Source organism: Bradyrhizobium sp. I1.14.4 (assembly GCF_050435825.1).
Classification (GTDB): domain Bacteria; phylum Pseudomonadota; class Alphaproteobacteria; order Rhizobiales; family Xanthobacteraceae; genus Bradyrhizobium.
Map to the genome: position 1 here is coordinate 197,577 of NZ_JBNDLA010000004.1, position 14,115 is coordinate 211,691.

The 14,115-nt window shown below is 64.6% G+C and carries 12 protein-coding genes; 3 read left to right on the forward strand and 9 right to left on the reverse strand.

The features are described 5' to 3' along the window. Positions 1-121: 121 nt before the first annotated feature. A complete protein-coding gene (locus ABIB78_RS10735) occupies positions 122-952 on the reverse strand; it encodes an enoyl-CoA hydratase (protein WP_429024213.1) in 831 nt (276 codons plus the stop codon). 158 nt (positions 953-1,110) lie between these two features. Beyond that, positions 1,111-1,812, reverse strand: a complete 702-nt coding sequence (locus tag ABIB78_RS10740; protein ID WP_429024214.1) for an SDR family NAD(P)-dependent oxidoreductase — start codon at positions 1,810-1,812, stop codon at positions 1,111-1,113. A gap of 71 nt (positions 1,813-1,883) precedes the next feature. Here ABIB78_RS10740 and ABIB78_RS10745 point away from each other — a divergent pair, with 71 nt between their 5' ends. After that, positions 1,884-3,665 carry an acyl-CoA dehydrogenase family protein gene (locus tag ABIB78_RS10745; protein ID WP_429024502.1) on the forward strand — a complete coding sequence of 594 codons (1,782 nt, stop codon included), beginning with the start codon at positions 1,884-1,886 and terminating at the stop codon, positions 3,663-3,665. 64 nt (positions 3,666-3,729) lie between these two features. Next, complete coding sequence (locus ABIB78_RS10750) at positions 3,730-4,818, forward strand: Zn-dependent alcohol dehydrogenase (RefSeq protein ID WP_429024215.1); 1,089 nt, start codon at positions 3,730-3,732, stop codon at positions 4,816-4,818. Between the two features lie 147 nt (positions 4,819-4,965). Here the strand turns inward: ABIB78_RS10750 and ABIB78_RS10755 are convergent, their stop codons facing one another. The 5 genes from ABIB78_RS10755 to ABIB78_RS10775 form a co-directional block, all read right to left on the reverse strand. After that, positions 4,966-5,319: a nuclear transport factor 2 family protein gene (locus ABIB78_RS10755; RefSeq protein ID WP_429024216.1), complete on the reverse strand. Its 354-nt coding sequence runs from the start codon at positions 5,317-5,319 to the stop codon at positions 4,966-4,968. A 154-nt stretch (positions 5,320-5,473) separates the two neighbouring features. Next, entirely contained in the window at positions 5,474-6,946 is a 1,473-nt protein-coding gene (locus ABIB78_RS10760; protein ID WP_429024217.1) for an amidase, read from the reverse strand. A gap of 162 nt (positions 6,947-7,108) precedes the next feature. Further along, the gene (locus ABIB78_RS10765; protein ID WP_429024218.1) at positions 7,109-7,948 is read right to left on the reverse strand and encodes a hypothetical protein; all 840 of its coding nucleotides are present in this window, start codon (positions 7,946-7,948) and stop codon (positions 7,109-7,111) included. Between the two features lie 44 nt (positions 7,949-7,992). Further along, positions 7,993-8,964: an iron exporter MbfA gene (gene mbfA, locus ABIB78_RS10770; RefSeq protein WP_050422995.1), complete on the reverse strand. Its 972-nt coding sequence runs from the start codon at positions 8,962-8,964 to the stop codon at positions 7,993-7,995. Positions 8,965-9,142: 178 nt separating this feature from the next. Further along, positions 9,143-10,297: an alpha/beta fold hydrolase gene (locus ABIB78_RS10775; protein ID WP_429024503.1), complete on the reverse strand. Its 1,155-nt coding sequence runs from the start codon at positions 10,295-10,297 to the stop codon at positions 9,143-9,145. A 104-nt stretch (positions 10,298-10,401) separates the two neighbouring features. Here ABIB78_RS10775 and ABIB78_RS10780 point away from each other — a divergent pair, with 104 nt between their 5' ends. Continuing rightward, positions 10,402-10,908: a hypothetical protein gene (locus ABIB78_RS10780; RefSeq protein ID WP_429024219.1), complete on the forward strand. Its 507-nt coding sequence runs from the start codon at positions 10,402-10,404 to the stop codon at positions 10,906-10,908. Between the two features lie 100 nt (positions 10,909-11,008). Here the strand turns inward: ABIB78_RS10780 and ABIB78_RS10785 are convergent, their stop codons facing one another. Together ABIB78_RS10785 and ABIB78_RS10790 are read right to left on the reverse strand one after the other, a co-directional pair. Continuing rightward, complete coding sequence (locus tag ABIB78_RS10785) at positions 11,009-12,553, reverse strand: acyl-CoA synthetase (RefSeq protein ID WP_429024220.1); 1,545 nt, start codon at positions 12,551-12,553, stop codon at positions 11,009-11,011. Between the two features lie 208 nt (positions 12,554-12,761). Then, the gene (locus tag ABIB78_RS10790; RefSeq protein WP_429024221.1) at positions 12,762-13,934 is read right to left on the reverse strand and encodes an acetyl-CoA C-acetyltransferase; all 1,173 of its coding nucleotides are present in this window, start codon (positions 13,932-13,934) and stop codon (positions 12,762-12,764) included. Positions 13,935-14,115 lie beyond the last annotated feature (181 nt).

Consider the following 14,115-nt stretch of genomic DNA (forward strand, 5'->3'; position numbering starts at 1 on the left):
TGCCTTTGCCGCGATTTCCGCCCGTCATGCGCGGGCTTGACCCGCGCATCCAGCAAACAAAAGCATTTCTTGCGACGGATTGCCGGGTCAAGCCCGGCAATGACGGGACATCGAACTGGGCTCAACTCCCCCGGAACACCGGCTTGCGCTTCTCGATGAAGGCCTGCACCGCCTCCTTGTGATCGGCCGTCATGGTGAGGCGGATCAGCCGCTCGGCCTCGTGGTCGCGCGCGGTGGCGAAGTCGAACTGCAGTGCCTCGTCGAGATTGTCCTTCATGTAGCGCAGCGCCAAGATCGGGCCTTCGGCCATCGATTTCGCCAGCGCAAAAGCTTCGTCGTGCAGCGTCTCGTCCGGCACCACGCGGTTGACGAGGCCGATCTGTTCGCACCTCGTAGCGTCGACCTTCTCCGAAGTGAACATCAATTCGCGAGCGCGCGAGGTGCCGACCAGCCGCGTCAAGAGCCAGGCCATGCCGTAATCGCCGCTCAGCGCCACGCGCAAATAACCCGTCGAGACGAACGCCGATTGCGCGGCAATCCTGATGTCGCAGGCCATCGCGATCGCGAGCCCGGCGCCGACGGCAGGACCGGGCAGCGCGGCAATGGTCGGCTTGCGCACCGAGGCCAGCGCGCCGGTCAGCAGGCGCTGGCGCTCCTGCAAGTCCGCGACCTTGTCCTCATAGGACATTTCGAGCTTCTTCTGGTCGCGATGCGCGCCCATGCCCTTGACGTTGCCGCCGGCGCAGAACGCCTTGCCGGCGCCGGTGAGCAGCAACACGCCGACCTCGGGGTTCTCGCCGCAGGTGCGGATCATCGTGCGCAGCGCCGGCGTCAGCGTGTCCGACAGCGAGTTGCGGGCGTCCGGGCGGTTCAGCGTGATGATGGCGACGCGGTCGCGGATCACGCAGAGCAGTTCGTCGGTGCCGGTCTCGATCTTGATTTCGCTGGTCATGTTTCCTTCCCCTGTTTTCTTCTCCATTGCGAGGAGCAAAGCGACGAAGCAATCCATTCTTCCGCTTGCGGTGGCATGGATTGCTTCGCTCCGCTCGCAATGACGTGCGTGGTGATGCTCGGCACCAAGCCTACGCCGCTTGCATGATCTCCGTCATCTCAAAACTTCTCAACCCAGGGCCGCAATTCCAGCTCCCAGGACCAGGCGCTGCGCGGCTGCTGCAGCACGTTCCAGTAGCTCAATGCGATCGCGTCGGGATCGAGCATCGAGTCCGGCCGGTCGGCGGGCTCGGTGCGGGCGGCGCTGCGGATCCCGCCGTCGATCACGAAATGCGCGACATGGATGCCCTGCGGCGACAATTCGCGCGCCATGCTCTGTGCCAGCCCGCGCAACGCGAACTTGCCCATCGCGAACGGTACCGATTGCGCATAGCCCTTCACGCTGGCCGAAGCGCCGGTGAACAGGATCGCGCCCTTCTTGTTGGGCAGCATGCGCTTCGCCGCTTGCTGTGCCACCAGGAAGCCGCCGAACGCCGAGACCGCGATCGCCTGCTCGACCTCGGAGGGCACCAGCTCGACGAACGGCCCGCGCGAGCGGCCGGAGGCGTTATAGACCACGAGGTCGGGTGTTCCGATCTCGCGCTCGACTAGGCCGAACAGCCGCTCGACATCCTCGGCCTTGGTGGCATCGCAGGCATAGGCGCGCGCGCCGGTTTCCGTGCAGAGCGCGCCGAGTTTCTCGATGCTGCGGGCGCCTAGCGCGACGCGAATTCCCTCCCGCGAAAATAACCGCGTCAGCGAGGCGCTCAGGCCCTCGCCGGCACCGACGATCAGGGCGATCTTGTATTTCGGAATATCCATTGGGCTTTCCTTTGCTCGGCCGGAGGAGGATAGTCGTGCCCAAACAAATGAGCACCGCAGCCGGGAATTCAATGCAGCCGCACAAGCAGGATCCGATAACGTCATCCACCAGCCAGCCGGGGCTGCTGGCGCCCGATACGACGGGAATGAATTTCTACCGGGCCGATCCCGCGCTGACCGATCTTCTGAAGCTGCATCTGCCCGAGGCGTTGTTCCGCCACATCGAGCCGCATCTCGATCGGCTCGGCGGATTGGCCGGCGGCACGCTCGACGAATGCGCGCGGCTTGCCGACCGGCATGCGCCGGTGCTGCATCAGCGCGACAAGTTCGGCCGCGACGTGCAGCACATCGAATATCATCCGGCCTATCACGAGATCGAGAAGGTCGCCTTCGGTGAGTTCGGCATTCACGCGCTGTCGATCTGCAAGGGCATCATGGGCTGGCCCGACAAATATCCTGTGGTGGCCAAGCACGCCTTCACCTTCCTGTTCAACCAGACCGAATTCGGCATGGGCTGCCCGATCAACGTCACCGATGGGTGCGCAAAGCTGCTGGCGAATTTCGGCAGCGAGGCGTTGAAGGCGAAATATCTCGACGGCCTGACCCAGACCGACATGAGCAAGCTGACGCAGGGCGGCCAGTTCATGACCGAAAAGGAAGGCGGCTCCGACGTCGGCACGCTGACCACGCGCGCCGTGCAGGAGGGCGACCACTGGCGGCTCTATGGCGAGAAGTGGTTCTGCTCGAACGCCGATGCCAAGGTGGTGATGCTGCTGGCGCGGCCGGAAGGCGCGGGACCGGGTACGCGTGGCGTCGGCCTGTTCCTGATGCCGCGTTTCCTCGACGACGGTTCGCAGAACCACTACCGGATCGTGCGCTTGAAGGACAAGCTCGGCACCCGCTCGATGGCCTCGGGCGAGATCAAGCTCGACGGTGCGATCGCGTATGCCGTCGGCAAGCTCGACCGCGGCTTCGTGCAGATGGCCGAGATGGTGAACTCGTCGCGGTTGTCCAACGGCGTGAAGTCGACCGCGCTGATGCGCCGCGCCTGGCATGACGCGATGACTGTCGCGCGGGGCCGTGTGGTGTTCGGAAGCCGCATCATCGACCTGCCGCTGGCGCGGCGGCAGCTGATGAAGATCATGCTGCCGACCGAGCAGGCCCTGTCGATGAGTTTCCTGACCGCCGATGCGCTCGACCGCGCCGAGGCCGGCAGCCAGGACGCGGCGGCGCTGCTCCGCATCCTGACGCCGACGCTGAAATTCCGCGCCACCCGCGATGCCCGCAAGGTCTGCGGTGATGCGATGGAGATGCGCGGCGGCATCGGCTACATCGAGGAATTCGTCACGCCGCGGCTCTTGCGCGACGCGCATCTCGGTTCGATCTGGGAGGGCACCGGCAACATCGTTGCGATTGATGCGCTGAAGCGCGCGGTCGGCCGCCACGGTGCCGACAATGCGCTCGCCGCCGATTTGCATGCGCGGCTCGATGACAGCCCGAATGTCCCGCAGGCCTGGCGCAACCGGCTGCGCGATCTCAGCGACCGCGCGGTCGCGTTTGCGCGCGAGGTCGCCGGCCGCATAGACAATGAGGGCGATGCGCGGCGCGCCACCAGCCTGGTCTATCATGTCGCAAGTGCCGTGGCGCTGGCGTGGGAGGGCGGACGCATCCACGAGATGCGCGGCGACGCGCGCCGGCTGTTGCTGTCGCGGATGGTGATCGACCACCGCGTGATGCCGGGCGATCCGTTCCGGCTAACGGAAAATACCGTTCAGCGCAGGATGACCGACCACCTGCTCGGTGATCGCGCCGTCGGAATGGCCGAGGTTGGCGAATTGCTATCGGCAGCGTAGGCTGCCCCCCGAGCGCACCGTTCAAACAATCAAAAACGCCAAGGAAACGATAAGGGAGACCCCGATGAAGGCCGCCGTCCTGCATGAAGTCAATCAGCCGCTGGTGATCGAGGATGTCAGCGTGCCCAATCCGGGGCCGCGCGAGGTCTTGATCCGCACTTCGGTTGCGGGCCTCTGCCATTCCGACCTGCACTTCATGGAAGGGCTTTATCCGCATCCGCTGCCGGCGGTGCTCGGCCATGAATCGGCCGGCGTGGTCGAGAAGGTCGGCTCCGATGTGAATTACGTGAAGCCCGGCGATCACGTCGTCACCTGTCTGTCGGTGTTCTGCGGCACCTGCGACAATTGCACCACCGGTCGCACCGTGCTGTGCACGGATACGACAGTGAAGATGCTGCCGGGCGCCTCCAACCGCCTGTCCTGGAACAGGAAGGAGAAGCTCAACCAGTTTCTCAATCTGTCGTCCTTCGCCGAGCAGATGCTGGTGCACGAGAACGCCATCGTGAAGATCAAGAAGGAAATGCCGCTCGAGCTCGCCGCGCTGATCGGCTGCGGCGTCATCACCGGTTACGGCGCCGTGGTGAACACCGCGAAGGTGACCGCCGGCGAGACCGTGGCGGTCATCGGCTGCGGCGGCGTCGGCATGGCCGCGATCAACGGCGCGCAGATCGCGGGTGCCGGCCGCATTATCGCGATCGACACCAACCCGGCCAAGCTGCAGCTCGCGACCAAGCTCGGCGCCACCGACATCGTCGATCCGGCGCGCGGCGACGTGGTCCAGCAGGTGCGCGAGCTCACCGGCGGCGGTGTGCATCACTCATTCGAGGTGCTGGGACGCAAGGAAACCGCCGAGCAGGCCTTCGCCATGCTGGCTGCCGGCGGCACCGCGACCGTCGTCGGGATGATTCCGTTTGGCCAGAAGATCGAGCTGCACGGCTTCGACTTCCTGCGCGAGCGCCGCATCCAGGGCTCGTCGATGGGCTCCAACCACTTCCGCGTCGACATGCCGCGTCTCGTCGATTTCTACATGCGCGGCAGGCTGCATCTGGAAGACTGGATTTCGGCCAAGCTGAAGCTCAGCGAGATCAACGAGGGCTTCGCCAACATGAAGGCCGGCAAGACGCTGCGCAGCGTGATCATGTTCGATAGCTGAGATTCCGGCTGTCGTCGCCCGGCTCGACCGGGCGAATCCGCCCAGTACGCCGCGGCCGGAATTGTGCCGTCAACTGGCGCCGCGGAGTACTGGATGCCCCGCATGAATCGGGGCATGACAGCGGAGCGTGGCGGCTCGTCCAATCAGCTACCGCGACACATGCGCGGACACCGCGAGCCATTTTCCGTTCTGCCTCGCCCAGCAATCGGTGTAGCGGCCGTGTGCGGGCTGGCCATCCGCGTTGGTGTAGCTGGTCTGGGCGTGGATGATGGCGAAATCGCCGAGGATGCGGATCTTAACGTCCTCGGCCTTCAGGCCCCTGATCTTCACCGGGATGGCCGTCTGTTTCAGGAAGGCGGCGCGGTCGACGAGGCTCTTGTCGGGATTGCTGCAGTAGAAGTCCTGCGCCAGGATTTCATCGAAGCGTTTGACGTCGCAGTTCTGAACCGAATCGACATAATCCTTGTTGAGCTTCGTCAGCTCCTCGAGATCTTTGCTCATTGGTTTTCCTCCCTGTTGTTCGTCATTGCGAGGAGCGGAGCGACGAAGCAATCCATCGTTCCGCGCATGTTGATATATGGATTGCTTCGCCGAGTTTATCATCGGGCGCCGCGTTCGCGCGACCTGTTGGCTCGCAATGACGGCAGCAACTAACTTAATCGTCGAACATCTTCGGCGGCACGAAGCCGCCGAATTCGCGCTCGATCAGCTCGGCGAGCTTGAGTGGCGTGCGGTCCTCGAGCCAGGGGCCGACGATTTGCACGCCGACCGGCAGTCCGTCGGGCGCAAAGCCGGTCGGGATCGCAGTCGAGGGCAGGCCGGGCAGGGTCGCGATGCCGGGCCAGGCGAGCTGGTCGGTGTAAACATGCGGCTCACCGTCGATCAAAATCCGCCGCTGCTCCTGATCGGGCGAATGATCGTGCGGATAGGCCGTCGTCGGCATGATCGGGCAGATCACCGCGTCGAACGATTTGAACAGCTCGCGCCATTGCGCGCGCAGCCGCGCGCGGCCGCCGTCGGCGATCACCCAGTCGCGATGGCTGAGCGCGATGCCGCGCAGCCGTTCGGCCTGCAGGCTGATGTCACCGGCCGGCAGCGCGGCCGCCGCGGCGCAGGCGCCGGAATAGACCTCCGGCGGGAAGGTCGCCGCGAGGAACGACAGCAGTATCCGCATATAAAGCCGCGAGGACGCGGCGAAGTCTGGCAACAGCGGGCTCGCGCGCGAAATGCTGGCGCCAGCCTTGTCGAGGTTACTCGCGACCTTGTCGATCGTGCCGCGCACGACCTTGTCGGTCGGCAGCACCGGATCGCTGTCGATCACGAGGATGCGGAAATCCTTCAAGGCGGTGTGGCGCGCCGCCGGCAGGTCCAGCCGGTAGGCCTTGCCCGCTTCGAGCGGGTCGGGGCCGGCCATCACGTCGAGCACGAGCGCGAGGTCGGCCGCGCCGCGCGCCATCGGGCCGATCACGGAAAGATCGCGATCGAATGGCAGTGGCGGCAGCGGCGGCGGGGTGTGGCCGCGCGACGGCAGCAGCGCGAAGGTCGGCTTGTGCGCATAGATGCCGCAGTGGAATCCCGGCACGCGCAGTGAGCCGCCGATATCGGAGCCGAGCGACAATGCGCCATAGCCCGCGGCGAGCGCCGCCGCCGATCCGCCGGAGGAGCCGCCCGGCGTGCGGCCGAGGTCGTAGGGGTTGTTGGTGGTGCCGTAGATCTCGTTGTAGCTCTGCCAGTCGGCGAGCGCGACCGGCACGTTGGTCTTGCCGAGGATCACGCCGCCGGCGTCCTTCACACGCTGAATCGAGAGCGCGTCCTCGGTCGGGATGAAGTCCTTTTGCGGCAGGAAACCCCAGGTCGTCGGCAATCCCGCGACGTTGAAGGATTCCTTCACCGTCATGGGGATGCCGAGCAGCGGCCTTTGCTCGCCGCGCGCGATTGCAGCGTCCGCGGCGCGGGCCGCAGCGAGACCGCGCTCGAAATCGCGCACGCAGACCGCGTTAACCTTGCCGTCGTGACGCTCGATGCGGCCGATCGCGTCCTGCGCGAGCTCGACGGCCGAGACCTGCTTGTTGCGCAGCGCCTCCGACAGTTCGACGGCGGTCTTGAAACTGTATTGCGATTTGGCCACGGCGTGCTCCCTGATTTTGGCGGCGATCATGCGCAGAATGGAGCGGGCGGGCAAGGCCGGCTTGATCGCAATTGCGCCGACGCACAGCGTCGACGTCACACATCGCCTAACGCGATCGTGATCATCGGGTTCTGCTTGATGCCGACGAGTCCCGACGCGGGCCTAATAAGACGTGCTGCGCGCCGACAGATGCGCCATTGGATTGATGGGGCCGCTCGCGCTGGCGCGCTCGCCGTTCTCCTTGGTCCCGGGCACCGGGAAAGCGTATCCGATGATGGTCTTGACGACGAGCCGGTCGGACGCCCGTGTCAGGCAGTAGCCGACGCCGAAATCGATGTCGACATCGCCCAGCTTGAAGTCGGTCACCGCAAACAATGTGTGCTGCTGTTCGGCGAGCGGGCTGAAGGCGCCGATCTTGCCGAAATCGGCGTAATATTCGAGCCCGACATACACATCGTCTTTGAGCTTACGCGCCACACGCGCGGCGGGCGCGAAATCGGCCTCGCCGTACTTGCCGAAGCCGACATCGACGATCGGGTTGACGATGAATTCATAGTCGGCGTTGCGCACGCCGATGATCGGCCGGATCTCCAGGCCCCAGCGGGTCTGAGCGAATTTCGGCATCTCGTAGCTCAGCTCGAAATTGATGCCGTAGAACAGGTTGCGTTTATCGGCGTTCGGCGAGACGAACAGGGTGCGCAGCTTGAAGCCGTCGGACAGGAATTGCCGGTCCTGGACCGCGAACGGCAGATAGAGCCCGAGCTCCCACCAGTCCGTCATGCCATAGGCAAACTCAGGCGTGCCGTTGAGGCTGTGGTTGGACGGGAAGCCGCCAGGAAACGGCGGGTCCTTCTGGCCGATGCCGACATAGTTGAGGTGCTGCTGGATGGTGAGCTGGCCGACCGCCGCGATGCCGGCATTGTAGACCTGGATCTCGTCGGTCGCCTGCGCACGGCTGTTGTATCCGACCACGGCGAGCGCAATCAGCGCCGCGCGGGCCATATCTCGACATCGGCGCCGGGATCGCATCGGGAGACCTCGTCGTGCTACGCCGCGCCGATCAAGATGCCGACCGCGAGCACGATCGCGCCGCCGAGCACGATCTGGAACACCGCCTGCAGGAATGGCGTGTCCATGTAGCGCGAGCGGATGAAGGCGATCGCCCACAATTCGAAGAACACAACGATCCCGGCGATCGCGGTCGCGATCCAGAATGCGTTCGGCCAGGCATCCGGCACCAGATAGGGAATGGTGTGGCCGAGGCCGCCGAGCGTCGTCATCAATCCGCAGGTCAGGCCGCGCAGCCAGGGCGAGCCGCGGCCGGTCAGCGAGCCGTCGTCCGACAGCGCCTCGGCAAAGCCCATGCTGATGCCGGCGCCGATCGAGGCGGCGAGCCCGACCAGGAAGGTCTGCCAGTTGTGATGGGTGGCGAAGGCGGCGGCGAACAGCGGCGCGAGCGTCGAGACCGAGCCGTCCATCAATCCGGCGAGACCCGGCTGCACATATTGCAGCACGAACATCCGCCGCCGCGTGCGGTCTTCCTCGGCGCGCACATCGGGCTTGAGGATATCGCCGGTCAGCTTGACCGCGAGTTTCTCGTGGCCCTTCTCCTCCTCGGCCAGATCGCCGAGGAGGCGGCGTACGCCGGTATCCTCAGCCTTTTCTGCCGCCTTGGCATAGAAGCGCTCGGCCTCCAGCTCCATGGTCTCGACTTCCTTGCGGATGGTGTCGAGCGGCAGGTTCTTGGTCAGCCAGATCGGGCGCCGGCGCAGAAAGCCTTTGACGTCCTCGCGCCGGATCGGCGGCAGATGCGGACCGAAGCGCTGCTCATAGGTTTCGAGCAGCCGGTGGCGATGGCCGCGCTCTTCCTCCGCCATCTCCTCGAAGATCTTTGCGGTATCGGGATAGCGTCCGGCGAGGTCCTCGGCGAAAGACATGTAAATGCGGCTGTCCTCCTCCTCGGAGGCAATCGCGACCGCCAGCACCTCGCGCTCGGTCAGATCGGCAAAATTCTTCACGGATGGCGCCTTGTTCACCGAGTTTAGAATTAGAATAGTTCTAAACTATAGGAGACCGGCGGCGGCCGGTCAAATCCGGACCTTCCTGGATCCGCTGCCGCCAAGTCGGCCGGCAGCGCAGGTTGGGCGAAGTAACACGCCCAAGATCAATGGGATGGGAGCGTATGCGAACGAGGGTCTACTTCTGGGCGCCGGCTTCTCGCAGGAATGTGAGCAGCAGCCGGCTCACTTCTTCCGGCTGTTCCTGCTGCACCCAGTGGCCGGCGCCGTCGACCAGGTAGCAGCCGAGCATATTGGTGCAGGCCCTCGTCTGCATCGCCTCGAGCACGCCAGGTCGCTGATAGGTGCCCCAATCCTGTTTACCCGAGATAAAGGCGGACGGCTGGTCGATGGTGCGGCCGCTCCAGGTCTGCAATTCCGCCGTGAACGCGCCCGACGTGCCGCAACGGTACCATTGCAGCCCGCCCTGGAATCCCGTGCGCTGATACTCCGCGCTGTAATAGGCGAGCTCGCGGTCCGGCAGCCATGTGTTGGCGGCGATTGCCTCGCGTGACGGCATCTCCTCGGCGACGGTCGCGGCCATGTCCTTGGCGAGATCCATCACGTAATAGGTCGGCAGCTTTGCCAGTTCGCCCGCCGACCAGGATTGCAGCGGATAAGGCTTGTTGTCGGTCCAGTCCGCGCTCTTGTGATGGTAGTAGGAGCGCAGGAAGTCGTGCACGCCTTGTGGCGCGCGATGCATGTCGCCATTGGCCGGACGCGTCGAATAGTACCACTGATAATGCTTGCGCGGCCGTGGCAGTGCGGCGAGCTCGCGATGCACGGGGTCCTCGCCCGCGGGCTTCGCCGGCTCATTGGCGGTGTTGAACGGCAGCGACGGCGGTCCCGAGAACGGCGCGCTCATCATCACGACCGCGCGGAACACGTCGGGGCGGATCAGCGCGCACCACGCCGCGACCGACGATCCGAAATCGTGCCCGATGACGGCATCGACGTGATTGTAGCCGAACGCCGCCACCAGCCCGAGCGCATCGCGCACCAGATTGGGCAGGCGGAAGCAAGCGAGGTCGCCGTCATAATCCGCGCTCCAGCCCGACGTGCGGCCATAGCCGCGCTGGTCCGGCGCGATTACGTGATAGCCTGCCGCGGCAAGCTTCGGCATCACCTTGCGCCAGGAAAACGCCAGCTCCGGAAAGCCGTGCAGCAGCAACAGGCAGGGACGGCCGGATGTTTCGAAGCCTGCCTCCAGCACGTGCATGCGCAGGCCGTTGATCCCGTCGACATAACGCGAGCGGATGGTGGAGGGGAGCGGGACGTCGGGGAGGGCTTCCATCGTGCAGATCACCTGTTTGGCATCGCCGCACAACCAGCGCATTTCACTGTATGCTGGCGGCCATTGTCTCACGATAGCAATTTTGCCAACGGGATGCATACCACATGCGCCACGCGAGAATTGCAGAGCTGCCCGGCCGGATGTCGCGTCTCGGTGTGACGATCGTGGCCGCGGGCCTCTTGCTGATGTCAGCGGTGCGTGCCGCCGACCTCAAGGATCTGACTGAAAAGCTGCCGCGCGCCTACATCGGTGAATTCCTGTGGGACGGCGACAACACGGTGCAGAATGTCGTCATCACCTTCGACAAGGTGCAGGGCCTGAACGAGCAGAACGCGGAAGCGCTCGGCTGCGGTTCATACGAGGTCGACCGCCGCGTAACCAAGATCGGCGTGCAGATGTTCATCCGGCTGTCCGATCTCGAGGTCGAAATTGTCGAACGGTCGCCCGATGACAACGGGGCGTTCGAGACCAAGGGCAGCCATCGCGGCAAGCTGTCGGAGGACCTGCAGCAGATCGACGCGCAGTGGACCACCACGGCATCAGGCAAGCACGGCCAACTGCATCTGCGCGCGGCGGCGTCGGCTGCCTGCGAGCCGGCGGCGGAGTTGTAGGTCTGTAGCGTGTCTCTGACACGCGGTGCGTCCTTAACCCTCCCCTTTCAGGGGAAGGCGATCACAATCGACGCTTTCCTGAAGGGGAAGATGAGAGAACTTACGCTTTCCCTGCTGCCTTCGGCCAATAGCGGTCGCGCAGATGGCGCTTCACCAGTTTCCCGGTCGGGGTACGCGGCAGCTCCGTCTCGAAATCGATGCTCCTCGGGCATTTGATCGGCGATAAATGGTGTCTACAGAACGCGATCAGCTCGGCCTCGAGCTCCTTGCCGGCCTTGGCGATGTCGTGCGGCTGCACCACGGCCTTGACCTCTTCGCCCATCTCCTCGTTCGGCACGCCGAACACCGCGACGTCGGAGACCGCGGGATGCGTGATCAGCACGTCCTCGGTCTCCTGCGGGTAGATGTTCACGCCGCCGGAGATGATCATGTAGCTCTTGCGGTCGGTGAGATAGAGGAAGCCCTCCTCGTCGAGGTAGCCGACATCGCCGAGCGTCGACCAGCCCTTGGCGTTGTAGGCCTTCTTCGTCTTCTCGGGATCGTTGTGATAGGTGAACGCGGGCGCGTCGGCGAAATAGACTTGGCCGATCTGGCCGGTCGGCGCCTCCTCGTCGTTCTCGTCCAGGATCTTGACCTTGCCGACCACGGCGCGGCCGACCGTGCCGCGATGGGTCAGCCATTGCTGCGAGGTCGAGACGGTGACGCCGTTGCCTTCGGAGCCCGCGTAATACTCGATCAGGATCGGTCCCCACCATTCGATCATCTTGGCCTTGACGTCGACCGGGCAGGGCGCCGCGGCGTGGATCGCGCCTTTCAGCGATGACACCTTGTAGCGGGCGCGCACATCGTCCGGCAGCTTCAGCATGCGCACGAACATGGTCGGCACCAGCTGCGACTGCGTCACCTTGTGCTTCTCGACCTGCTTCAAAAATTCCTCGGCGTCGAAATGCTCCATGATGACGGAGGTGCCGCCGAGCACGGTCGCCATCATGTTGAAGCGCAGCGGCGCCGCGTGATAGAGCGGCGCCGGCGACAGATAGATAGAGTCGGCGTTCATGCCGCACATATCGGCGGTAAGAATCCGCAGGAACGGGTTCGGGACGTCGATCCGGTTGCCCTCGAATTGCTTCTTGATGCCCTTCGGCCGGCCGGTGGTGCCGGAGGAATACAGCATGTCGTAACCCGCGACCTCGTCGGCAACCGGCGTGGTCGGCTGCGCGCCGGCCTCCTTGTCATAGGAGCGGAAGCCTGGTGCGGGCTCGTCCATCATGTAGAACAGCGGTTCGCCGGGCTCGCCCCTGATCAGGCCTTTCACCTTGTCGGCGCATTGCGGCGTGGTGATGAACACCTTGGCTCCGCAGTCTTTGATGATGTAGGCGATCTCCTCTTCGGTCAGGTAGCGGCTGATCGCCGTGTAATAGAGACCCGAGCGCTGCGCGGCCCAGCAGATCTCCATGAAGGCGAGGCGGTTTTCCATCAAGAGCGCGATGTGGTCGCCGGCCTTCAGGCCGAGCGAGCGGAACAGATGCGCACCCTGGTTCGAGAGCTCGTCGAGCGCACGATAGGTGATGGCCTTGCCGCTGCCCGCCATCTGGTAGGCGATCTTGTTCGGATGATTACGCGCGTGGATGGAGGGATGGGTCACAGACGTTTCCTCATGGCATCAGTAGTGGTCGTCCCCGCCTAGTGCGCAATTGCGCACGGGAGCGGGGACCCATAACCACCGATTTTTGTTGTTGGACTGAATTGTGCCCCAGCCAGGCCTAACCACAGGCATCTGTGGTTATCGGTCCCTGCTTTCGCAGGGACGACATCTGTTGTGTGGAGGCGGCTACGGCCTGACCGAACGTTTCTTACAGCCGCTCGACAATCGTCACGTTCGCCATGCCGCCGCCTTCGCACATGGTCTGCAGACCGTAGCGCTTGTTGCGCTGCTTGAGGGCATGCAGCAGCGTCGTCATCAGCTTGGTGCCGCTGCCGCCGAGCGGATGGCCGAGCGCGATCGCGCCGCCATTGACGTTCAGTCTGGCCGGATCGGCGCCGGTGGTCTTCAGCCACGCGGTCGGCACCGAGGCGAAGGCCTCATTGACCTCGAACAGGTCGATGTCGTCGATTGTCATGCCGGCCTTCTGCAGCGCGCGCTGGGTTGCCGGCAGCGGCGCTTCCAGCATGATCACGGGGTCGCCGCCCATCATGGTGAGGTGATGGATGCGCGCCATCGGCTTGACGCCGAGCGCCTTCAGGCCTTTCTCGTTGACGACCATCACGCCGGAGGCGCCGTCGCAGATCTGGCTGGCGCTGGCGGCCGTCAGCTTGCCGTTCTCGGCGATCAGCTTGACGCCCTTGATGCCGTCGAGGCTGGCGTCGAAGCGGATGCCTTCGTCGATATGGTGGGTGTCGGTCGAGCCGTCGGCGCGCGCGATCTTCACCGGCACGATCTCGTCCCTGAAGTGGCCGGCTTGCGTTGCCGCGATCGCGCGCTGATGGCTGTTGTAGGCGTATTCGTCGAGCTCGTCCTTCGACAGGCCGTACTTCTCGGCCATCATCTCCGCGCCGATGAACTGGCTGAACACGATGTTGGGATATCTCGCCTCGATGCCCGGGCTCTTGTAGTGGCCGAAGCCGTTCTTGGCGGGCAGCGAGGAGGCGAGCCCCATCGGCACGCGGGTCATCGATTCCACGCCGGCGGCGATCACGCAGTCCATCGTGCCGCTCATCACGGCCTGCGCCGCGAAGTGCAGCGCCTGCTGCGAGGACCCGCACTGGCGGTCGATCGAGGTCGCGGGCACGCTCTCCGGCAGCTTCGAGGCCATCACCGCGTTGCGCGCGACGTTATTGGACTGCTCGCCGGCCTGCATCACGCAGCCCATGATCACATCCTCGACCTGCGCGGGGTCGACACCGGTGCGCTCGACCAGCGCATCAAGCACGGTCGCGGCCAGATCGGCCGGATGCCAGCCGGCGAGACGCCCTCCCTTGCGGCCGCCTGCGGTGCGAGCGGCGGCGACGATGAATGCCTCGGCCATGTCTGATCTCCCTGATGTTTCTGGATTGGGCGGTTTTGAAAGTTGGGCCGGATTTAAGGGGCGGCTCAGCATTTAGTCAATCAATCAATTAACTCTTGAGTGCAGCCCCGCCATGGGCTTATGTGCGGCCTCGATTTCCCGGCCAGTCTAGGAACGGTGCGGGGAACAGAGCGGGACCAGA